Source organism: Spiractinospora alimapuensis, from assembly GCF_018437505.1.
GTDB lineage: Bacteria > Actinomycetota > Actinomycetes > Streptosporangiales > Streptosporangiaceae > Spiractinospora > Spiractinospora alimapuensis.
Genome location: NZ_CP072467.1, coordinates 1,943,868 through 1,964,645, shown reverse-complemented (window position 1 = coordinate 1,964,645; position 20,778 = coordinate 1,943,868). Strand labels below are relative to the sequence as shown.

Here is a 20,778-nt window from a genome sequence, read left to right as displayed (position 1 = left end):
GGTTGGCTGTTCGAAAGGATCGACGCGGCGAACGTCGTTCTGTCGGTCGCGAGCCCCCAGCGCTCCCCACAGCGCCTCCAACAGGCACGGCGCGGAAAGAACACGACCCAGGTCGGCGTTGGGCCGTCCGGCCCGAAGACATTGGTGGCGCGACCGACGATGCGGCCGACCAACATCGACCGCTCGGCTACCTCGCGCTCCGGTCGCCCCGGGCACGCTGCTCTGCGAGGCACGCCCAGTGGTAGACGAAGGCGCTGGCACCGCCGAGTTCATCGAGCAGGCGGGGCCGCTGCCGTTGGGGGAGACCGACGTTGGCCGGGGACGCCCCGTCACCTCATCCGCGGAAAATCGGCAAATTGGGCGGGGGGGGGGTGCTCCTCAGCCGCGATTTCTGGGGGCCGATGGTGACGGCGAGGCCGTGTTCCCAGGAGGTCCAGGGGTGGCGTTCCTTGCGCCATGCGGCCGCGGCGGCGGCGATCTGCGCCGCGTCCAACCCCTCAGAGTGGACGCGTTGGTACCGCCCCTCACGGTCCAGGACGAGAGAGTGGCCGAGGGTCGTGTCCGCGACGGCGACGGTGGCGCGGCGGTTTTCCCGGAGGATGTGGACGAGCCACTCCGCCGCGGGGTGCTCTTCGGTCGGGGTGCGGTTGGACCAGCCCTCGGCGGCCTGCCACCGGTGTGAGGCGTCCTCGCGGTCAAGGACCAAGCTCCGGCGGTGTGTGTGGTCGGGAGTACTGGACTGCGGTGGGTATCGGCGTAGGTCCATCTGGGGGACCGTGACGTCGATGTCGGCGTCGACACGCCAGCCGGTGGGTCTCGGGGCGAACGCAGGCGGGTCGGGGAGCTCCGCGAAGTACGAATCGTCGGGTGGGGAGGTCTCGAGCAGGGTGTAGATGACGTCCCGCAGGCGTTCCGCTGACGATCCAGGGTGCTCGATCAACAGACGCGTAGCGTCCGGCGGGGCTTGTTTGAGGGCCTGGAGTACCTGTGGCGGCAACGGCTCCGCGGGGTCGAGTGAGGGCACCATGTCGCGGTAGGTGAGCAGGGGTGAAGCACTGTCGAGTTCGTCGCCGTCGAACGCCGCGAGGAGGACGGGTCGACCGATCGCTGAAGCGTAGTAGGTGACCGAGCCGTGGTCCCCGACCACCAGGTCGGCGGCGATCAGGGCGGCACGCCAGCCTTCCTCCGGCGGGACGATACGCATACCCGATGCCTTCTCGTCCGTGAACCACCGGTGCACCTGGTCGGCCCCCTCGGTGGCCCACACGTTGGGGTGCGCGATCAGCGCGAACTGGTAGTCGTCGGTGGGGAGTGTGGCGATGAGCTCGCGTATGATCTCGCGTTGGTCGCCCAGCAGGGACTCCTTGTTCCACGTGGAGGACAGCACGACGAGTCGCTGCTCGGGGCCGACTCCGAGGAGGCTACGGTAGCGTTCGCGTCGGCCCTGGTGTGCCTGGATCCGGTCGTAGCACGGATCCCCGACGATGGTCACGCGGGCCGCGAGGTCGGGGTCCTCCGCGTGGAGCCGGCGCCACTGCTCGGAGTGCGGCAGGGCCAGCGCCGAGGGGATGATCCGGCGACCGAAGAGCCCCCATCGGGTCAATTGGCGCGGGGACAGGCCCGAGGCCACGACGAGATCGCCGGGACGCTTGTTGACGAGCCGGTTGTGCCCGGCGCCGTGCGGCATGAGCAGCAGCCGTCTGGCGCGGAGCCGGTGCAGTCCTCCCTTGGGGCTCGCGGCCATGGCGAGTCCGTACCGCGCGCGCCGCGCTTCGGCCCACGGCGTGATGTGATCGACTCCCGCTTCTCGCAGGACCCGCTCCACTCCGCGCTCGGACACCGACCCCGGAGGGATCGTGTAGGAGACCTTGGTCGTCTCGCTGTCCAGGAGCGGGATCACATCCAGCAGGCGACTCGCCGCCGGAACGCTGCGCGCCACCGCGAGCACGTGGTGGTCCATCGTTCCCGTCCGGAACGGGTGTGCCGATGTGCCCACCGTCACCTCCCTGACTACGGACGCCCCAACCAGCCCAAAGTAGGGCATCGGCAACTCCGACGCATCCCCGTCGCGGGATCCCGCGCCTTCCACCTACTCGACACGGCCACCGCGATGGTGGGTAACCCGGGCGGCCGCGCCAAGACACAGCGGGCCCCGTTCGGTCCGGTGGCCGTGTGGCAATGAGAGGCTAAGGGACACGCGGTCCTGCCGCGGGGGCACAGAACGCATCCTGAGCAGGGAGGAATCCTGGTGATCGGACGTTTGAACTCCGTCGTGTTCGAGGCACGAGACCCCTACGCGCTGGCGCGGTTCTACTCCGAACTCCTCGGGTATCCCATCACCCGCGTGGACGGCGATCCCCCGGACTGCTGGGTGGACATCAGCGAACCGGCGGGGCGACGGCTCAGCTTCCAGTTCGCGCCCGACCACGAGCCCCCCGTCTGGCCCGACTCCGCGTCGCCCATGCAGATACACCTGGACATCGAGGTCGACGACATCGACGCGGCGGAGGCGGCGGTCCTCAGCATGGGCGCGAGTCGGCTCCCCTGGGACTCCGACCGCGAGGTGGAGCAGGGGCTTCGCGACCCCGGCCCGTCCGGCTTCCGGGTCTACGCCGACCCGAGCGGTCACCCCTTCTGCCTGGTCTGGGAGAACCTCGTGGTCTGACCGGTGGTCCACCTCGCCTCGACGTCACGGCGGCTCCCCACGCCGGAGCCGGGGGCCGCCGCCGTGGAACGGTACCGGCGTCGGACTCAGTGCCCACGCACGGGTGCCGGAGCGTAGGGGGCCTCCAAGCGCGCCACCTCGGTGTCGGTGAGGGTGAGTGTCGTGGCCGCCACGGCGTCGGTGACGTGGCCCCGACGGGTCGCCCCCACGATCGGCGCGGTCACCGCCGGATTGCGCAGGATCCACGCCAGCGCGACCCGCGCCGGCGGAACGCCTCGATCGGCCGCGACCTCGTTCACCGCGTCGATCACCCCCGGGTTGGGGTCGGGGTAGATGGTGTTGATGAGCGGGTCGGTGGTGGCCCGCGCGGTCGCGTCCCCGCCGCGGGGACGGGCGAGCAGTCCCCGGGCCAGGGGGCTCCACGGCAGCGTGCCGACGCCCTGGTCCAGGCAGAACGGCTGCATCTCCCGCTCCTCCTCCCGGTAGAGCAGGTTGTAGTGGTTCTGCATGGAGACAAAGCGGGTCCACCCGCCGAGATCCGCCGTGAACTGGGCCTTCGCGAACTCCCACGCGTACATCGACGAAGCGCCGAGGTAGCGTGCCTTCCCCGCTCGCACCACGTCGTTCAGCGCCTCCATCGTCTCCTCGATGGGCGTCTCGTGGTCGAAGCGGTGGATCTGGTAGAGGTCCACGAAGTCCGTGCCCAGGCGCCGCAGGGAGGAGTCGATCGAGTCCATGATGTGCTTGCGGGACAGTCCGCGGTCGTTCGGACCCTCGCCCGTCGGAAAGTAGACCTTCGTCGCGAGGACGTAGTCGTCCCGGCGGGGGAACAGGTCGCGGAGGAGCCGCCCGGTGACCTCCTCGCTCGTGCCGTTGTTGTAGCCGTCGGCGGTGTCGAAGAAGGTGCCGCCGGCGTCGGTGTAGGCGCGAATGATGGCGTTACCCTCGTCCTCGCTGACCCTCCACTCGCGCCCGGACGTTCCGAAGCTCATCATGCCCAGGCACAGGCGGGAAACCTTCAGGCCGCTGGATCCAAGTCGCACGTGTTCCATCCGGTTGTTCTATCACCCGGGCCTACGTCGGGGCCGCTTCGCCGCCGCCTTGAACGTGGGGGGTTCGCTCGGTAGCGTCACTGGCGTCGTTCGGACGTTCGGCGGGAGAACATCGTGACATCGGTCCCCGGGCGCGACACGGTCGCGCACATCCCCACCAGGGGTGGCGCCACGCTCAGTGGGCGCTGGTTTTGGCCCACGGGGACGCCTCGGGGCGCGGTGTTGATCGCGCCCGCGATGGCGACGCCGGCACGGTTCTACTCGTCCCTCGCGTCCTGGCTCGCCGAGAACGGGTACACCACCCTCACCTTCGACTACGAGGGCTTCGGTGACTCGCGCGTCGGCCCCCTGCGGGAGGTCAGCGCCGACCTCAACCAGTGGATGACCGACGCCGACGACGCCCTGTCCCACCTCGCCGCCGAGACCGACGGGCTGCCGCTGACCTGGATCGGGCACAGCCTCGGCGGGCAGATCATGGCGTTCGCCGACCACACGCGGGTCTCCCGGGCCATCACCATCGCGGTGGGCAGCGGATACTGGAAACTCCTCCCGCCACGGATCCGCCGGTGGACCCCACTGATGCTGGCCGTGGTGGCCCCGGTCACCACACGGGTACTGGGCTATTACCCCGGGTCCCGGCTCGGGTTGGGCAACGACCTGCCGGCCCCGGCGATGCGTCAGTGGTGCGAGTGGTTGGCGGATCCCGACTATGTCGTGGGCGCCATGGGGGCCAAGGACCGCTTCGGTGGCGTCAGGCTCCCCATCACCGCGCTGTCGTTCACCGACGACGAGCTGATCTCCCCGCGTGGGGTCGACGCGTTGCACGGTTGGTTCGTCAACGGCGATGTGACCAGGGTGAACTACGCGCCCGACGAGCTCGGTGTTTCGCGCCTGGGGCACTTCGGCCTGTTCCGCTCGCGCAACCGCGAGCTGTGGCCAGACCTGTTCCTGCGCCACCTCCCCGAGGCCTGACCTCCTCCCCGCGCCGTCGGCGAGACGGGGGCCGAACGTGGCCACACGGCCCATCCCCTGGAGGGGGAGCGTTCCGCGGCCCCGCCGCGTCGAACCCAGCGTCCCCGGCAGGCCGAGTACCAACGGACTGCCGCACGCTCGACAGTAGGGAGTGCCGTGCCGCCCACATCCGTAACCGTCGCACCGATCCCCACCCGTGACGGCGGCTCACTGGCGGGACGCTGGTTTCCCGCACGGGGAGAACCGCGGGGTGCGGTGCTGATCGTTCCGGCCATGGCCGTGCCCTCGCGGTTCTACTCGTCACTGGCGTCCTGGCTCGCCGAGAACGGGTTCACCACCCTCACCTTCGATTACCAGGGATTCGGGGACTCACTGACCGGTCCGATGCGCCTTCGATTACCAGGGATTCGGGGACTCACTGACCGGTCCGATGCGCCACGCACGCGTCGACATGAGCCAGTGGATGGCCGACGCCGACGATGCCCTGACCCACCTCGCGGCGGAGACCGAAGGGGCGCCGCTGACCTGGCTGGGCCACAGCCTGGGTGGCAAGTTCCTGCCCTTCGCCGACCACACCCGACTCACCAAGGCGATCACCGTCGTGGCGGGCAGTGCCTACTGGCGGATGCTTCCCACCCGGATCCGGTGGCTGACCCCGCCGGTGCTCACCGTCGCCGCGCCGATCGCCATGCGTGCCCTGGGCTACTGTCCCGGAGCCTGGCTCGGCCTGGGCAACGACATCCCGGCCCCGGCGATGCGTCAGTGGTCCCGCTGGTGCTTCGACCCCGACTACATGGTGGGCGGTATGGGCGGTCAAGAGCGCGCCGCGGCCGTCCGCGTCCCCATCACCGCCGTGTCCTTCAGCGACGACGAGATGATCACCCGCGAGGGATGCGAGTCAGTACACCGCTGGTTCGTCAACAGCGACGTGACCCGGCTGCACTACACACCCGAGGAGCTCGGTGTGTCCCGACTCGGGCACTTCGGCCTCTTCCGGTCCCGTAACCGTGAGCTGTGGGACGCCATGTTCCTGCCCCACCTGCCCGCGGAGTAGTCCCGTCCTTGCGACGTCACCGGCGGGAACGACGCCCGTTCCCGCCCGTTCCCGCCCGTGCCAGGCGACGAGGCCGGGCTACTCGCCGACGAACTCCGGCGGCCGTCGCTCGAAGAACGCCTGGATGGCCTCCTTGTGGTCGGTCGAGGCCGACAGCTCCGCGAAGTGGTCGAACTCCCGCGCCATGGCCTCGTCGAACTCCATCTCCTCGGCCTCGGCGATGGCGGTCTTGGCGCGTCGGACGGCCAGCGGCGCCCGGGAGGCGATCTCTCGGGCGAGCTCCGTCGCGCGGGCGAGGACCTCGTCGTCGGGGACCGCGCGGTTGGCGAGCCCCAGACGAAGCGCCTCCTCGCCGGTGAAGGTGCGTCCGGTGAGGATCAGGTCCTTGGCGACCGCGGGACCGGCGATGTGCGTCATACGCGTCGTGCTGACGACGAGGCCCATCCGGACGCCTGCCGCCCGGTGCTTGGCGTTCTCCGCGGTGACCCGCAGGTCGCAGGACAACGCGAGCTCGAGACCACCCCCCATGCAGTGCCCGTTGATCGCGGCGATGACCGGGATCGGCAGGTAGGTGAGTCCGTCGAACAGTTGGCGGTCGGCCTCGAGGAACTCCCGGACCGTGGCCGGGGTCAGCTCGGCCTCCTCGTTCAGGTCCGCCCCGGCGCAGAAGGCGCGGTCTCCCGCCCCGGTGACGACCAACGCCCGAACCTCGGGGGTGGAGCGCACGGTGTCCAGGGCCGCGAGGATCTCCGGCCGCATCTCTGTGGTGATGATGTTCAGCGGTGGGCTGTCGAGGAACAGGGTCGCGACGTGGCCGTCGATCTCGAGGCGGGTGAGCGCTGTCATGCGATGACCCCTTCGTTGCGCAGGGCGCTGATGGTGGACTCGTCCACGCCCAACCGCGTGAGCACCTCGGTGGAGTGCTCGCCGAGCCCGGGGGCGGGGGACTGGATCGTGGCGGGGGTGTCGGACAGTTTCACGATAGGCCCGAGGGTGCGGACGGTGCCCAACGTCTCGTGCTCGACGTCGACGACCATGTCTCGGGCCTGGGTGTGGGGGTCGGACAGCGCCTCGGGCACCGAGTTGATCGGCCCGGCCGGCACCCCGACCTCCTCCAGCAGTGTGAGCCACTCGTCCCGCGTTCGCGTGGTCGTCCGCTCCTCGATCGCGGCGACCAACGCCTCACGGTTCGCCAGGCGATCGTCGTTCGTGGTGAAGCGGGGATCCTCCGGGAGTCGGGGCAGGCCGATGACCTCGCAGAAGCGCGGCCAGTGCCGATCCCCGTCGGCGCCGACCGTGAAGTAGCCATCCGAGGTGCGGAACGCCTGGTACGGCGCGCCGAGGCGGTGTGCGGAGCCCGTGCGTCCGGGAGTCTTCCCGGTGTGGAAGTACTCCACGGCCTCCCACACCGCGAGACCGATTCCGGTGTCGAACAGTGAGGCGTCGACCTGTTGCCCACGCCCGGTTCGCTCCCTGGCGTTGAGGGCGGCGAGGATCCCGTACACCGCGAAGAGGCCGGTCGCCAGGTCGGTGACCGGAATTCCGCACTTGGCCGGCGCGCCGTCGGGATCGCCGGTGACGGACATCAGACCCGTCATCCCCTGCGCGACGAGATCGAAGCCGCCGCGGCTGGAGTACGGCCCGGTCTGACCGAACCCGGAGATCGAGCAGTGGACCAGGCGGGGGTTCAACGCCGCGAGGGTCGCGTAGTCGATCCCCAGCCGGGCGGCGACACCGGGACGGAAGTTCTCGATGACGACGTCGGCCTGCGCGGCGAGTTGGTGCGCGAGCGCACGGCCCCGTTCGTCCTTCAGGTCCAGCGCGACGCCGCGCTTGTTGCGGTTCACGGCGAGGTACGCCCCGCTGAGACCGTCCTGGACCCGTGGCGCCATCTGCCGGCTGTGGTCCCCGTGTGCCGGTGGTTCGACCTTGACCACCTCGGCGTCGAGATCCGCGAGCAGCATCGCGGCGAACGGGCCTGCCAACACCTGGCTGAAGTCGAGCACACGAATACCCGAAAGAGCGGACATGGGGTCTCCCTTCTCGCGCTGTAATGTCAGACCATACATATGTCTGATGAATCGATTTCGCGTGGGCCCCGGACGATCGACGACAGTTGACCCTCTATGGACTATGTATATATGGTCTGACTTTACTCCAAGGAGGGAGCTATCGTGATCGACCACTTCCTGCTTCGGCCCGCCCACCGGATCCTCGAACAGTGCCTCGCGCTCCGTGCCGACGAGACGCTGTTGGTGCTCACCGACACGGCGACCGAGCGATACGGGGAGGCGTTCGCCGCCGCGGGTCACATCGTGGGGGCCGAGGTGGTTCGGCTGACGATGACGCCGCGGTCCCGGCACGGCGAGGAGCCACCTCCGCCCGTCGCCGCGGCGATGGCCGCCGCGGACGCGATCGTCGCACCGACCACCTTCTCCGTGAACCACAGTCAGGCCAGGATCGCCGCGTCGGCCGCGGGCGCACGGCTGATCTTCATGCCGGACGTGTGCGACGAGGTCTTCCTCGACGGTTCGCTGGACATCGACTTCGCCGAGAGGAAGCGGGTCATCGACCAGCTCGCCCGGGTGCTGGACCACGGAAGGACCTACACCGTGACCACCCCGGGCGGCACGAACCTCTCCGCGCGGATCGGCACGAAGTCCGCCGTTCCGCAGTCCGGCGTGTGCCACGAGCCGGGGACGATCTCGCCGCCTCCCTGCATCGAGGTCGCGGTCGCGCCGGACGAGGGCACTCTCGAGGGCACGATGGTCGTGGACGGGGCACTGGTCCCCGGCGGCCCCGCCGACTCTCCCGTGCGGGTGGTCTTCGAGGCCGGCCAGATCGTCTCCATCGACGGTGGCCCGCAGGCCGACCGCTTCCGGGAGATGCTCGCGTCCTACGAGGACCCCGCGATGTACAGCGCGGTGGAGCTCGGCCTCGGGATGAACCCCAAGGCGCGGATCGGATCCGGCGGGGGCCTGGAGGACGAGGCCGAGCTGGGGACGATGCACGTCGGCATCGGTAACGGGATCACCTTCGGCAGCAGTATTCGGGCACCGGGCCACTGTGACCTGGTGACCCGGGACGCCTACGTCTGCGTCGACGGCCAGCCGATCCTCGCCGACGGGGTTCCCGTCCTTCCCAACGTTGACCTCGCCCAGTAGTGGCACGGGAGTCGGAGCGACCAATGACTGACACAGCGCTGGAACACGGCCGCGAACTCCGGTCCGGTGGACTCACGGAACGAGCCCGGGCGGTGTTCCCCCCTGCCGCGGCCCGCCACACCGACCTCGCCTTCGTGCGCGCCGAGGGCACGCGCGTCGAGACCGACGACGGCCGACAGCTACTCGACTTCGCCAGCGGGGTCGCCGTCACCAACGTGGGACACGGCAACCCCGTGGTGATGCGCAGGATCCAGGAACAGATGGCGACCCTCGTACACGCCGGGCACAACATCGGTGTCTACCCCAGCTACGTGGAGCTCGCGGAACGGCTCGTCGGTCTCGTGCACCCCGACCGCAAGGTGTTCTTCGGCAACAGTGGAGCCGAGGCGCTGGAGTCCGCAGTCAAGCTCGCCATGCGGGCGACCGGACGCAACGGCCTCATCGCCTTCAAGGGCGGGTTCCACGGGCGCACGCTCACCACCACGGCACTGTCCGCCTCGAGCGCCAACTACAGGGCCGGTTACCTCGCCGCCCTCCCCACGATCCAGCACGTGGCCTTCCCCGACCCGTTCAACCAGCACTCGACCCCCGCCGCCGAGAGCGCGCGGTGTCTGGCCGAGCTGGACGAGCTGTTCGAGCTCGTGGTGCCCGCGAACGAGGTCGCGGCACTGGTGGTCGAACCGGTCCAGGGCGAGGGCGGGTACCAGCCCGCACCCGTGGAGTTCCTCCGCGGGCTGCGAGAACGGTGTTCCGCGCACGGCATCGCGTTGATCTTCGACGAGATCCAGACCGGATTCGGGCGTACGGGAGCGATGTTCGCCTACGAACACATGGACGTGCGGCCTGACGTGCTCGTCCTCGCCAAGGGCATCGCCAACGGACTCCCACTGTCCGCGATCGTGGGCACCCCCGAGCTGATGGACCGGTGGCCCGCCGGGGCACATGGTGGGACCTTCGGCGGGAACCCCGTCGCCTGCGCCGCCGCGCTGGGCGTGCTCGACGTCCTGCGGGACGGCGGTCTCGACAACGCCCGGCGCCAGGGGACGCGGCTCCGGGCGGGTCTCGAGGCCCTGGTGACCGACCTTCCGTTGCGCAGCGACGTCCGCGGCCTCGGGCTGATGCTCGGGGTGGAGCTCCGCCATCCCGACGGGAGCCCGGCGAGCGACGTCCTGGCCGCCACGTGCCGACGGGCCGCGGAGGAAGGCCTGCTCATCATCCCCTGTGGGGTCCACAAGAACGTGTTGCGCCTCATGCCGCCCACTACGCTCTCCACCGACGACGCGGCGGCCGCCCTCGCCATGCTCGGCCGGGCACTCGACGCCGCGGTTCGACCCTGAGATGAGGGGGAGCCGGGGGTGGCGATCGATGATCACCACCCCCGACCCGGCCCCCGCTGGGTCTCCGGAGGCACTACCGCGTGGAGTCGGGCTCCTGCGAGTCCGTCACCGCCGGGTAGAAGCCCTCGACGTGGTCACGCGTCAACTGCGCCGCCAATCGGCCGTCGCGGGCCTCCAGGGCGCGCAGGATGGATCGATGCTCCTCGACGATCGTGGCGCAGAACGAGGGCCAGTCGGGTTGGGCCTTGAACGAGGCGAGCATCGGGGCGGCGATGGCGTCGCGCAGCGCCTGCATCATGTCGGCGATGAGGTGGTTGTTGGTCTGCGACGCCAAGGAGAGGTGGAACTCGGCGTCGAGGTCCTGCGCCGTCTCGGGTGTGATCTCCGGGTCGGACATGCGGTCGAGCAACGCGTGGAGGCCCGCGAGGTCGAGGTCGGTCTTCTCCGCCAGGGTCAGCATGGCCTGCGTCTCCAGACCGACCCGCACCGCCATCACCTCCTCGACGGAGTAGCTGGCCAACCCGACGTGCAACCGGAAGAGGTTCGACAGGGCGATGCGGGGGCGTGCCGTCATCGTGAGCCCGGAGGTGGGGCTGTTGCCCGGGCGGGCCTGGACGATCTCGAACGCCTGCAGGGCGCGAACCGCCTCACGTACCGACGCTCGGGACACCCCGAGCTGCTCGGAGAGGGCACGCTCGCCCGGCAGTCGATCGCCGGCCCGGAGTCGACCGGAGAGGATCTCGTTCTTCAAGCGCGATATGACGACCTCATAGGTTGGTGCGCGGTCTACCGGCTCCAACTCCAGATCCATGGCAGGGCCATCCTTTCCGTGTGCGCTGGAACGACGTGATGTGGCCGAAGATCAACATGTCCCGGGATTTAACAATCAAAGTCTTGACCATACAAGGCTACTACTTTACTTTGGCCTGACCAAAGACCAAATGATCTTAGGGGTGGCCCGATGAGGGAACAGGCACGACAGGGCGCCGACCGGCTGGTCGAGTGCGCCGGCATCCGGGCTGGTGAGCAGGTGCTCATCCTGACCGACGACGGGCTGCAGGCCGGAGTGTGTGACGTCTTCCGTGACGCGGTCGAACGCCGAGGCGGCGAGGTCACCATCGTCCAGATGCGGCGTCAGGAGGTGGCACGATCCCAACCCTCTCCGGTCGCGGCCGCCGGGATCACGGGCGCCGACGTGGTCATCGAGCTGACGACCCAGTTCGTCCAGCACAGCGAGGCGCGCCAGAGCGGACAACGAAACGGACTGCGGTACCTGTTCGTCGGGGACATCGACGAGGCAATGCTAGCCGGCCCCGGAGCGGTGTACGCCGACTTCAACGCCCTCGCACCCCGCATCGAGCGGATCGCCGAACTCATTACCTCCGCCACCACGATCCGGCTCACCACCAAGGCCGGCACCGACGTCACGCTGTCCGCTGAGGGGCGACCAGGACGAGCCCTCACCGGCCTCGCCACGAATCCGGGGGAGTTCGGCGCCCCACCCTGCCTGGAAGCCGGCGTCATCCCCGTTCGGGGATCCACCCAGGGGACCATCGTCGTCGACGCCTACTGTGTCGAGCTCGGACTCATCGACGAACCGTTCACCGTGGAGGTCGCGAACGGGCGCGCCGAGCGCATCAGCGGCTCCCCGCGGGCCGAGGAACTCACCAGGATCCTGCGGGACACCGGCAGCCCACACGCCTTCGAGGTCTCCGAACTCGGCATCGGCATGAACGACGCGGCCATGATGATCGACAACGTGACCAGCGCGGAATCCTGCTACGGGACCGCCCACATCGCGGTCGGCACGACACCGGCCGATCCGGGAATCGACATCGTGCACGCCGGAATCCACGTGGACATGGTGTTCCGGGAGCCGTCGATCGAGATCGACGGCGTCACCCTCATGCGCGACGGCCAACTGGTCGACTCCTGAGCGCCCGCGGCCCTGAACCCGTGACGAATCGTGCCCGCCGTACACCTCGGGGGCACGGAATCTTTGGACGACGCCCGAGTGAAAGAGGGAACCCGTGTCTGGGGTATCTGGGACGGAACCGTCCGCCAAGCAGCGACGGACGGCAGCGTTAGCGTCAGCGGTCGGGACGACGATCGAGTGGTACGACTTCTTCATCTACGGCCTCGCGGCCGGACTCGTCTTCAACGTGGTCTTCTTCCCCGAGAGCGACCCACTCGTCGGCATCCTGCTCGCCTTCGGGACCTTCGCCGTCGGCTACATCGGTCGACCGGTGGGCGCGCTCATCTTCGGCCACTACGGTGACCGCATCGGACGGAAGTCGGCACTGGTCACCACCATGATGATCATGGGGATCTGTACCGCGCTCATCGGCCTCCTGCCCTCCTACGCCTCCATCGGCGTGTGGGCGCCGCTCCTGCTGATGATCCTGCGGATCGCCCAGGGAATCGCGATCGCGGGCGAGTGGGGCGGCGCGGTGCTCCTCGCGGTCGAGTACGCTCCGCGCAACCGCCGCGGCCTCTACGGCAGTTGGCCACAGATCGGGGTCCCCGTCGGCCTCGTTCTCTCCACCGGTGTGTTCGCCGTACTCACCCTGTCCACCACGCACGAACAGATGCTCGCCTGGGGATGGCGCATCCCCTTCCTGTTCTCCGTCGTGCTCATCGTCGTGGGCCTCGCGATTCGGCTGAAACTGATGGACAGCCCGGCCTTCCGTGAACTGAAGGACAGCGGCGAGGTCGCCAAGGCCCCGCTCAAGGAACTGATGAAGACGCCCAAGACCCCGATCCTGCTCGCCATGGGAACCAAGTGGGCCGAGGGTGTCGCCTTCAACACCTGGGCAGTGTTCTCCGTCAGCTACCTCACGGCGCAGCAGGGGATGACCGAGGACTCCGTCCTCATCGCCGTCACCATCGCGGCCGTGTTCGGCGTCTTCTTCATCCCACTGTGGGGACTGACGTCCGACATCGTCGGCCGAGCCCGCGTCTACGGCGTCGGTTCCGTCGTGCTCGCGCTGGTCGCGTTCCCCTCCTTCTTCCTGTTCGAGACCGGCTCCTTCCTGGTCGTCACCCTGGTCCTGATCGTCGTCTTCGGGATCGCCTACCCACTGATGTTCGCCCCCCAGGGAGCGCTCTACTCCGAACTGTTCGACGCCCGGGTCCGCTACAGCGGGATCTCGGTCGTCTTCCAGTTCGCCAGCATCGTCTCCAGCGGACTCACCCCCATGATCCTCACCTTCCTCCTCATTCGCGGCGGGGAGTCCCCGTGGCTGATCTGCCTCTACATCGCCGTCGTCGCCACGATCACCACGGTGTGCCTGTACGGACTTCGGAACAAGCTCGTCTACACCGACGAGGGGCCGCGCCCGGGAAGCACTGACCTGTCCCCGGCGGCCGAGACTCCGGTGTCCGAGGCTCGTTGAACCGGAGGAGCACCCGCACCTCACGACGGTCCGCGGACGTGGCGGATCGATGGCGAGAGGACACGGCCTCCGGAGGAGGGGGCCGGAGGCCGTGTCCGGTGTGATGGGTGCTCACCCCCGTTCGGCGGTCACGAGCCAGCCGTGCGAGGGGAGGCGGACGCCGTCGGGCGTCGCGTAGTCCTCCATGGCGGCGCGCAGGGTGGTGTGGGCGCGTGTCGCCCTCGCCGAGTCCGCCGACGACCAGTGGTGGCGGACCGGGCCCCAGCCCCACAGGAACTCGGTCGCGGCGTCCGCGTCGTCCCCCCAGTACTGGTCGGCGTCGACGCGGGTGCTGGTGATGCCGCGGAACCCCGCGGCACCCAGGACCTCGCGGACGTAGGCCGGGTCGGACAACGACAGCGGGCCGCCCCTGTCGTCGGACGGGCCGATCCCCGGTAGGTCGCCGGAGATGCGACGGAAGAGCACCTGAAGGCCGTCCAACGGGTCGGTGCCCATCGCGAGGAAGGCGACCCGGCCGCCCGGACGTAGACCGCGGGCGATGTTGGTGAAACCGGCGACGGCCGCCGCGAAGAACATGATGCCGAACCTGCTGATGGCCACGTCGAAGCTCCGCTCGGGGATCGGGTAGACCTGAGCGTCTCCATGCAGGAAGCTGACGTTGTCCACCCCCTCGCGCACCGCCGTCACCCGGGCGCGCTCCAGCATGGGGCCCGACAGGTCCAACCCGGTGACGTGCCCATGGACCGCCCGCCGCGCGGCCAGGCGGGTGGACTCCCCGTTCCCGCAGCCGACATCCAGCACCTGGTCGTAGGGCTGGATCGCGGCGGCGGCGAGGAGAGGTTCGTTGTAGCCACTGTTGACGTCGTCGTACTGCTTCTGGTGTCGCGCCCAGTGCGTTCCCTCGTAACCGTTCCAGGCCGCGGCTTGCCGCGTGTTCACGATCTCCATGGCGGATGGCCTTTCGTCTGCGTCGTCAGAGGTTGGTTGGTGCCGAGGCAGTGGTGAGGAGCACGGTCCCCCGCACCAGGACTCCGGTCGGGGTCTCGTGCGGAAGGAACCCGGCGCGTAGTTCCGCGCGCAGTCGTGCGTGTCGCGCGGGATCGATGGTGCGGAGGTTGTGCGCCACCGGCGGGAGGGAGAGTCGGAAATCGGCCGCGTCGGCCGCATCCGCGCCGAGACGCATCTCGGCCTCGCACGAGGTCACCGACACGTCGGAGAATCCGGAGCCAGCGAGGACGTCGTGAATTCGTCTCGGCTCCGCGAGAGACATCATGCCGACCGCCGCCGGTGACGGAGAGGTCATGTGGGGAGCGAGCGCGGCGGTCGCACGACTCTCCTCACCGTCGGGGTCGTGGACTGCTGTGATCATCGCCAGTCGCCCTCCGGGACGTAGCGCGCCGCGGATATTGGTGAAGGCAGCCGTCAGGTCATCGCAGAACATGACCCCGCCACGGCTGATGGCGACGTCGAAGCAATGCTCGGGAAAGGGATAGACCTGGATATCGCCCTTCTCGAAGGCGATGTTGTCCAGTCCTTCGCGTTCGGCTGTCGCGCGTCCGTGGTCGAGCATCGGGGTTGACAGGTCGATCCCCAACGCGCGTCCCCGGACGGCGCGGGAGGCGGCCAGCCGCGTGGTCTGCCCGGTGCCACAGCCCAGGTCCACCACCCGGTCCGTTGGGTCGATCGAAGCGGCGGCGAAGAGTGGTTCGTTGAATCCGCCCAGCATGGCGTCGAACCGTGCGGCGTGCGCTGCCCAGGCCTGCCCCTCCCAGCCGTTCCAGGCTTCCTCCTGCGACGGATTCGCGACCGTGACCATAGGAACCTCCAATCTAGAGTCACCCACTAGAGTTACACTCTAGTGAAGAACTCTAGACTTATACTAAGAAAATGGCTGAGGTCAAGGGCAGGCAGAAGCGGACGGAGAAGGCGCGTCAGACGCGGCGGCGGGTGGTGCGGGCGGCCGAGGAGATGTTCGTGGCCGACGGCTACGGAGTCACCACGCTGCAGGGGATCGCGCAGCGCGCTGAGGTGGCGGTGCAGACGATCTACTTCACCTTCGGCAACAAGCGGGCGCTACTGAAGGAGGTCGTGGACACCGCGATCGCCGGAGACGACGAGCCGGTCGCCACGATGGACCGGGAGTGGTTCCGCGGTGCGATCGCGGCGTCGACCGCGCACGAGCACCTGTGGTTGCACGTTGAGGGCACGACGGCGGTGCTCGGCAGGGTGGCCCGCATCGTGGAGATGCTGCGCGTCGCCACCGCCGTTGACCCCGACGTGGAAGGGCTGTGGGACACTCCCGGCGACCCCCGATATGAGGTGCAGCGGGCGACGGCGGAGGCCTTGCTGGGCAAGCCGGGAATCCGCCCGGACCTGTCCGCCGCCGATGTGGCGGACGTGCTCTACGGGCTACTCAGTCCGGAGCTGTTCCTGATGTTCACGCGTGAACGGGAGTGGTCGGCGCCGCGTTGGCAGGAGTGGGTCTACGACACCCTCGTTCGTCAGGTGTGCGTTGACCACGCTAAGGCAGGTGAATGAGCACACCCACCTTTTGGAGGTGCGTCACGCTCGATGGAGGTGGGGGCGGGCGACGGGTGCGTGGGTGTCGCTCAGGGGCGGCGCTTCTGGAAGGTCTGGGCCCGAACCTGGGCGGCGAGCGACGCCCACGCGAGCGGCCAGCGCGGCGACGACGCGACGAGACGGATGTCCCCCGATCGGCGCCCGAGGTCGAGGAGCGTGAGGACCACACCGACGCCGTGGATGAGTGCTTGTTCAGGCGGGTTCCCGGGTGAGGATTTGGCGGGCGGCCGCGTACTTTCGGCGCAACCGTTCCGCCGTGGCCGGGGCGAGCCGCCGAAGTCGGCTCTCGTCCGCGTTGTGGGCATTGTCGGCGAGCTTGACGAGGCGACCCAGCGGATCGGCCGCCGCGCGGGCGACCATGTCGAGGTAGGGCTCATCGGGGCGGCGGGTCACGGCGTCGATCGCGCGCACGACGGCTTCGGGGCACTGGCGGCGGCGGAGCTCCTCGGTGGTGAGGGGAGTGTCCTCCACGACGTCGTGCAGGAGTCCGGCGATCTCGGCGTGCTCGCCGTGGTCGCGCAGCGCGGCGGCGACCGCGCGGACGTGCTCGATGGCGGGTCGTCCCGCCTTGTCGGACTGGCCGGCGTGAGCGGCGGCGGCCACGGCGTCGGCGTCGGCGACGGTGCGGATGGGGTGATCAGTGGATGGCACGAGGGACGTCCCGGCTGGTCACGACGGGAGTCCGGAGTCGTCCACGAGGACGTCACGCAGTTCGTTGGCGACGGCGACGGCGGCGACCGCGCGCTCCTTCAACAGCTCCGGGTTGCTCCGGCTGGTGGGTGCCGCGATGCCGAGCCCGGCTTGGACGTGGTCCAGCCCGCCACCGATGGCGACGCCGATCGCGACGGTGTCGGGGTCGCTCTCGCCCTCGCTGAGCGCGTAGCCCTCCGCCCGGACTCGGTCCAGTTCCGCCTCCAGCTCGGAGCGGGTGGTGAGAGAGGACTCGGTGGTGTGGGAGAGTTCCTCGTCCGGGTAGAGCTCGCGCAAACGTTCCGTGCTGAGGGTGGCCAGCATCGCCTTGCCCGCCGACGTGCGGTGCGCGGGCAGGGAGAGGCCAACCCGTCCGGAGATCCGCAGCACGTGTGGGCTCTCGACCGCGTCGAGGAACCGGACGTGGTCGTCCTCCAAGACGATAAGGCTGATCGTCTCCCGCAGTTCGCTGGCGAGCCGCTTCATGTACGGCCGCGCTCGCCGGCGGATGTCGAGGCGCCGCACCGACGCCAACCCGAGCGAGAGCAACGCGGGGCCGGCCCGGAAACTGTGCGCGTCCTGCTCCCGCTGGATCAGGCCGTGGAATTCCAACATGGCGAGCAGCCGGTGCGCGGTGGACGGCGCGACGCCGACCTCCTCCGCGCACTCGGTGATGCGCAGCTTCTCCCTCGACCGCAGAAGCAGCAACATCGTGAGGGCATTGTCCACTGACTGGATAGGGTACAGGGGCTTATTCTGCATAACAGAAGAAAATACCGTAGTGGGTAATAGGTCTCCACGGTTCTTCTCTGCCCGGTTAGATCCGCATGAGGGTCCTGGTCACAGCGGTCCGGTGATCACCACAAGTCTGGTGTGAAGTCCAGGTTGTTCCCAGAATTCACGTGCGCTACGTCTGAGAAATTCGGGCGGTCGAACGAGAGGTACAGGGGTGGACTCACCACTCGACGGCGTGCGGGACGATCCGAAGGCGATCCGCGAGTGGCGGGGGTGGGCGAGTGCGTGGGTACGGGGCCTCCACGGTGACGGCGGAGGAATGGGAGCGGCAACGGCGCCGCCTGACGTTCGGACAGCGGCTGGCGGGCGTGGTCGTTCGGGTACCGAGGCCCGGGGCGATCGGGATCTTCGTGGACGTCCCCGTATGCGTGGGGGGCTTCGTCGACGTGGTCCTTCTGCCGTTGGACCCCGCCCGGTGGCCGGTCGAGGGCACTGCCACCGACTTCGAGGTGTGGTGGGCGGACGATCGCCCGCAGCTGCGCCTGAAACCGGTGGAGGCGCGGTTCGTTCGGGATGACTTCGACCGGTTCTTGGCTCGAATGCGTCCAGAATGGCCGCGCCAGCTCGGTCGTCCTTTGCTGGAGACCTGAGACCGCGCGGAGCGGTGACTGGCGTGGGGGAGGGGACCCAGCGGTGCGACGGAGGGGGAACGCGCACCGCTGGGTGACTGTGGGCGTCAGGGACTGGTGAGTTCGTTCGGGGTCTCGGGCAGCTCCGTCTCGGCCTCGACGGCACCGGTGTCGGTGTTGACGGCGGTGAGCGTACGGGCGTCGGGGTCGGTGATGTAGGCGGTGTGGTCGCGCACGTGGATCGTGGGGCGCGGGTCCTGCCACTCCATGGGTTCCTCCCAGGCGTCGACGACGGGGAGACTGTCGGTGATCTCACCCGACTCCAGGTCGATCTCGTGCAGCGCCCCGTCGGTGCCCAGGACGAGTCCCTCGCCGTGCGGTCCTCGGGCGAGGGACCGGAAGCTGTAACTGGTGCCGAGGTCCACCAGCTCCAGGTCGCCGGAGCCGGCGTCGACCACCGCGACCCGCTCCGGGCGCTCCAGCTCGGCGTCGGGGTCCACCTTGTAGTCGCCGAGCAGGTAGCCGGAGTCGTCGTGTCCGGCCTGGTTGCCGATCCGGCCGTAGTCGTCGGGGCTCTCCACCTTCGTGAAGTCGCCGTCGTGGTAGATCACCATGCCGTCCTCGCACCCGAAGGCCGCGACGCCGCCCTCGGCGGTCGCCTCACCGTGCACCCCGGGGCACTCCTCGGTGCGCGCGACCTCCTCGCGGTCGGCGTCCAGGACCCGCACGCCGGTGCGCTCCTGGTCGTCTCCGAGGGTGAGGGCCAGCTCGTCGTCCTCCAACAGCACCGCGACGCCGTGGTGCGCGTGCTCGGTGGTGAGCGTCTCGGCGTCGGGGAGACCATCGCCGAGCTCGGTCGGGTCGAACAGGGTAACCTCACCAGTGCCGTCCGCGAAGAGCGCGGTCGCGCCCGCGTGCGGGACGACGTGGCCCGGTTCGGCGGCGTCGAACGTGTCCTCGGTGAGCTCCGCGCCCACGGCGTCCAGCACCTGGAAGCCCGCCTGCGTCGACACCAGGACGTGCCGGCCGTCCCCGGCCGCGTTGAGGCGGTTGAACCCGTCCAGCGGCAGGTCCGCCTCCACTTCCAGGGACTCACCGTCCAGGACGAGGATGCCGCCGTCGTAGGTGGCGACGACGGGGGCGTTCACCTCCACCTCGCCGCCGTCATCCGTCTCGGCACGGGTGTCGGCGTCAGCGCCACACGCGCTCAGTGCCAGGGCGGCGATCACGGCACTCGGCAGGATCGCCGCGCGGGGACGCGGACGTCGTGGGGGTACGGGGATGTTCATCGCTGTCATTCCTCTTTCCTTGTTCTTGCGTCGGTCCGTCACGCCGGCGGCCGGGGCCGGGGAAACGAGGTCATGGGGTCGCCGTCAGCCCGGCGGTGATGGCCTCGGCGTTGGCGCGCGCCATGGCGAGGTAAGTGGGCGCGCCGCCGTCCGCCTCGGTCAGCGACTCTGAGTACAGGGAGATCACCTCGACGTGGACGTCGGCCTCGTCGGCCAACACCTGGGCGAGGCGATCGTTCTGGGAGGAGTCGGCGAATACCGCCCCGACGCCCGCTTCCTCGATCGCGTCGGTCAGGGACTGGAGGTCGGAGCTGCTGGGTGAAGCGAGAGTGGTCCCACTCGGGAAGACGGCGCCGATGACGTCGAAGTCGTAGCGCTCGGCGAGATAGCCGAACACGTGGTGGTTGGTGATGAGCGCGCGCTGTTCGCTGGGGATGGCGGCGAACTGTTCCGTCAGGTCCTCGTGCAGGTCCTCGAGCCGAGACTGGTAATCCTCGGCGTTGTCCCGAACGACCTCCTCATCGACGCCGCCGGTGTCGATGACGGCGTCGGCGATGGCGTCGACGGCGGTGGCGACACGCAGCGGGTCGGTCCAGAAGTGCGGGTCGTCCTCGCCCGCGGTCTCGCCCTCCGCGTAGTCGATGGGGTCAATCGCCGCGCCGACCTCCAGCGTGGGGACACCGGCCTCGGCGGCGGCTTCGACGTTGTGCAGGACGCCTTCCTCCAGACCGAGCCCGTTGTAGATGAGGAGCTCCGCCTCGGCCATCTCGGCGGCCTCCTGGGCGGAGACTCCGAAGGAGTGCGGGTCGGCGTTGGGCGGCATCAGCACACTGACGTCGGCTTCGTCGCCGAGGACGTTGCTGGTGATGTCGCCGAGGATGTTCGTGGTGACCACGATGTCGGTGCGGTCGGAACTGAGGGCGGCGCAGCCGGCCACGCCGGGCAGCATGGCCAGGGAGAGGGCGGCGAGAACCGCGCCGCCATGGCTGTGGGAACGCATGGAGGTCACCATCCGGTCTGGACGACGTGGTCGGGGCGGACGTCGAGGTCGAAGGTGCGTGCCACCCGCAGGTCGTCGACGTAGTCGACCTCGTGGATCTGACGCGTCTCGGGGTCGGCCACGTACGCGCGCTGGGAATCGGCGGTGAGGGACGGCGCCGGAGCGCCGTCGGCCGACGGCTCGATCAGGTCCGTGCTCGCCACTTCCTCGCCGCTG

Annotated in this window: 22 protein-coding genes and 1 pseudogene; 10 read left to right on the top strand and 13 right to left on the bottom strand. The window is 69.2% G+C overall.

Annotated features, from left to right (window positions below; all coding sequences use genetic code 11):
- Positions 1 to 334 precede the first annotated feature (334 nt).
- Positions 335 to 1,996: a translation initiation factor IF-2 gene (locus J4H86_RS09060; RefSeq protein WP_236543061.1), complete on the bottom strand. Its 1,662-nt coding sequence runs from the start codon at positions 1,994 to 1,996 to the stop codon at positions 335 to 337.
- Positions 1,997 to 2,248: 252 nt separating this feature from the next.
- Here J4H86_RS09060 and J4H86_RS09055 point away from each other — a divergent pair, with 252 nt between their 5' ends.
- Positions 2,249 to 2,665: a VOC family protein gene (locus J4H86_RS09055; protein ID WP_236543060.1), complete on the top strand. Its 417-nt coding sequence runs from the start codon at positions 2,249 to 2,251 to the stop codon at positions 2,663 to 2,665.
- A gap of 86 nt (positions 2,666 to 2,751) precedes the next feature.
- On the opposite strand, the gene J4H86_RS09050 is transcribed toward J4H86_RS09055, so the two are convergent.
- Complete coding sequence (locus J4H86_RS09050) at positions 2,752 to 3,717, bottom strand: aldo/keto reductase (protein ID WP_236543059.1); 966 nt, start codon at positions 3,715 to 3,717, stop codon at positions 2,752 to 2,754.
- Between the two features lie 114 nt (positions 3,718 to 3,831).
- On the opposite strand from J4H86_RS09050, the gene J4H86_RS09045 reads away from it, so the two are divergent.
- From J4H86_RS09045 to J4H86_RS09040, 3 genes and pseudogenes are all read left to right on the top strand, one after another.
- Positions 3,832 to 4,689, top strand: a complete 858-nt coding sequence (locus J4H86_RS09045) for an alpha/beta hydrolase family protein (RefSeq protein WP_236543058.1) — start codon at positions 3,832 to 3,834, stop codon at positions 4,687 to 4,689.
- Positions 4,690 to 4,845: 156 nt separating this feature from the next.
- A pseudogene (locus J4H86_RS27605) lies at positions 4,846 to 5,052 on the top strand (hypothetical protein); the annotation flags it as partial.
- Positions 5,053 to 5,119: 67 nt separating this feature from the next.
- Positions 5,120 to 5,743 (top strand): alpha/beta hydrolase family protein, encoded by a 624-nt coding sequence (locus J4H86_RS09040; protein ID WP_236543057.1) that lies wholly within the window; start codon positions 5,120 to 5,122, stop codon positions 5,741 to 5,743.
- 78 nt (positions 5,744 to 5,821) lie between these two features.
- On the opposite strand, the gene J4H86_RS09035 is transcribed toward J4H86_RS09040, so the two are convergent.
- On the bottom strand, positions 5,822 to 6,589 hold the full coding sequence (locus J4H86_RS09035) for an enoyl-CoA hydratase/isomerase family protein (RefSeq protein WP_236543056.1): 768 nt from the start codon (positions 6,587 to 6,589) through the stop codon (positions 5,822 to 5,824).
- Positions 6,586 to 7,773 carry a CaiB/BaiF CoA transferase family protein gene (locus tag J4H86_RS09030; RefSeq protein WP_236543055.1) on the bottom strand — a complete coding sequence of 396 codons (1,188 nt, stop codon included), beginning with the start codon at positions 7,771 to 7,773 and terminating at the stop codon, positions 6,586 to 6,588. Before J4H86_RS09030 ends, J4H86_RS09035 begins: the two co-directional genes overlap by 4 nt.
- Before the next feature lie 144 nt (positions 7,774 to 7,917).
- Here J4H86_RS09030 and J4H86_RS09025 point away from each other — a divergent pair, with 144 nt between their 5' ends.
- Both J4H86_RS09025 and J4H86_RS09020 read left to right on the top strand, forming a co-directional pair.
- Positions 7,918 to 8,907: an aminopeptidase gene (locus tag J4H86_RS09025; RefSeq protein ID WP_236543054.1), complete on the top strand. Its 990-nt coding sequence runs from the start codon at positions 7,918 to 7,920 to the stop codon at positions 8,905 to 8,907.
- Positions 8,908 to 8,930: 23 nt separating this feature from the next.
- Complete coding sequence (locus tag J4H86_RS09020; protein WP_236543053.1) at positions 8,931 to 10,244, top strand: aspartate aminotransferase family protein; 1,314 nt, start codon at positions 8,931 to 8,933, stop codon at positions 10,242 to 10,244.
- 73 nt (positions 10,245 to 10,317) lie between these two features.
- On the opposite strand, the gene J4H86_RS09015 is transcribed toward J4H86_RS09020, so the two are convergent.
- Complete coding sequence (locus J4H86_RS09015) at positions 10,318 to 11,055, bottom strand: FadR/GntR family transcriptional regulator (RefSeq protein ID WP_236543052.1); 738 nt, start codon at positions 11,053 to 11,055, stop codon at positions 10,318 to 10,320.
- Positions 11,056 to 11,205: 150 nt separating this feature from the next.
- Between J4H86_RS09015 and J4H86_RS09010 the strand changes: the two genes are divergently transcribed.
- Both J4H86_RS09010 and J4H86_RS09005 read left to right on the top strand, forming a co-directional pair.
- On the top strand, positions 11,206 to 12,180 hold the full coding sequence (locus J4H86_RS09010; RefSeq protein ID WP_236543051.1) for an aminopeptidase: 975 nt from the start codon (positions 11,206 to 11,208) through the stop codon (positions 12,178 to 12,180).
- Between the two features lie 94 nt (positions 12,181 to 12,274).
- Positions 12,275 to 13,639 carry an MFS transporter gene (locus tag J4H86_RS09005; RefSeq protein ID WP_236543050.1) on the top strand — a complete coding sequence of 455 codons (1,365 nt, stop codon included), beginning with the start codon at positions 12,275 to 12,277 and terminating at the stop codon, positions 13,637 to 13,639.
- Between the two features lie 111 nt (positions 13,640 to 13,750).
- Here the strand turns inward: J4H86_RS09005 and J4H86_RS09000 are convergent, their stop codons facing one another.
- The gene (locus J4H86_RS09000; RefSeq protein ID WP_394356467.1) at positions 13,751 to 14,587 is read right to left on the bottom strand and encodes a class I SAM-dependent methyltransferase; all 837 of its coding nucleotides are present in this window, start codon (positions 14,585 to 14,587) and stop codon (positions 13,751 to 13,753) included.
- A 25-nt stretch (positions 14,588 to 14,612) separates the two neighbouring features.
- Entirely contained in the window at positions 14,613 to 15,455 is an 843-nt protein-coding gene (locus tag J4H86_RS08995) for a class I SAM-dependent methyltransferase (RefSeq protein WP_236543048.1), read from the bottom strand.
- A gap of 71 nt (positions 15,456 to 15,526) precedes the next feature.
- Between J4H86_RS08995 and J4H86_RS08990 the strand changes: the two genes are divergently transcribed.
- Positions 15,527 to 16,177: a TetR/AcrR family transcriptional regulator gene (locus tag J4H86_RS08990; protein ID WP_236543047.1), complete on the top strand. Its 651-nt coding sequence runs from the start codon at positions 15,527 to 15,529 to the stop codon at positions 16,175 to 16,177.
- Between the two features lie 71 nt (positions 16,178 to 16,248).
- On the opposite strand, the gene J4H86_RS08985 is transcribed toward J4H86_RS08990, so the two are convergent.
- From J4H86_RS08985 to J4H86_RS08975, 3 genes are read right to left on the bottom strand one after another with little or no spacing between them, the layout of a single operon-like run.
- Positions 16,249 to 16,386, bottom strand: a complete 138-nt coding sequence (locus J4H86_RS08985; protein WP_236543046.1) for a hypothetical protein — start codon at positions 16,384 to 16,386, stop codon at positions 16,249 to 16,251.
- A gap of 25 nt (positions 16,387 to 16,411) precedes the next feature.
- Positions 16,412 to 16,870 (bottom strand): HD domain-containing protein, encoded by a 459-nt coding sequence (locus tag J4H86_RS08980; protein WP_236543045.1) that lies wholly within the window; start codon positions 16,868 to 16,870, stop codon positions 16,412 to 16,414.
- Between the two features lie 18 nt (positions 16,871 to 16,888).
- Complete coding sequence (locus J4H86_RS08975) at positions 16,889 to 17,638, bottom strand: IclR family transcriptional regulator (protein WP_236543044.1); 750 nt, start codon at positions 17,636 to 17,638, stop codon at positions 16,889 to 16,891.
- A gap of 287 nt (positions 17,639 to 17,925) precedes the next feature.
- On the opposite strand from J4H86_RS08975, the gene J4H86_RS08970 reads away from it, so the two are divergent.
- On the top strand, positions 17,926 to 18,294 hold the full coding sequence (locus J4H86_RS08970) for a hypothetical protein (RefSeq protein WP_236543043.1): 369 nt from the start codon (positions 17,926 to 17,928) through the stop codon (positions 18,292 to 18,294).
- Positions 18,295 to 18,380: 86 nt separating this feature from the next.
- Here J4H86_RS08970 and aztD read toward each other — a convergent pair whose 3' ends face one another.
- The 3 genes from aztD to J4H86_RS08955 all read right to left on the bottom strand — a co-directional run bounded on the left by aztD (position 18,381) and on the right by J4H86_RS08955 (position 20,765).
- Positions 18,381 to 19,562: a zinc metallochaperone AztD gene (gene aztD, locus J4H86_RS08965; RefSeq protein WP_394356507.1), complete on the bottom strand. Its 1,182-nt coding sequence runs from the start codon at positions 19,560 to 19,562 to the stop codon at positions 18,381 to 18,383.
- Positions 19,563 to 19,632: 70 nt separating this feature from the next.
- Positions 19,633 to 20,562: a zinc ABC transporter substrate-binding protein AztC gene (gene aztC, locus J4H86_RS08960; protein WP_236543041.1), complete on the bottom strand. Its 930-nt coding sequence runs from the start codon at positions 20,560 to 20,562 to the stop codon at positions 19,633 to 19,635.
- Between the two features lie 5 nt (positions 20,563 to 20,567).
- Positions 20,568 to 20,765, bottom strand: a complete 198-nt coding sequence (locus J4H86_RS08955; RefSeq protein WP_236543040.1) for a hypothetical protein — start codon at positions 20,763 to 20,765, stop codon at positions 20,568 to 20,570.
- Positions 20,766 to 20,778 lie beyond the last annotated feature (13 nt).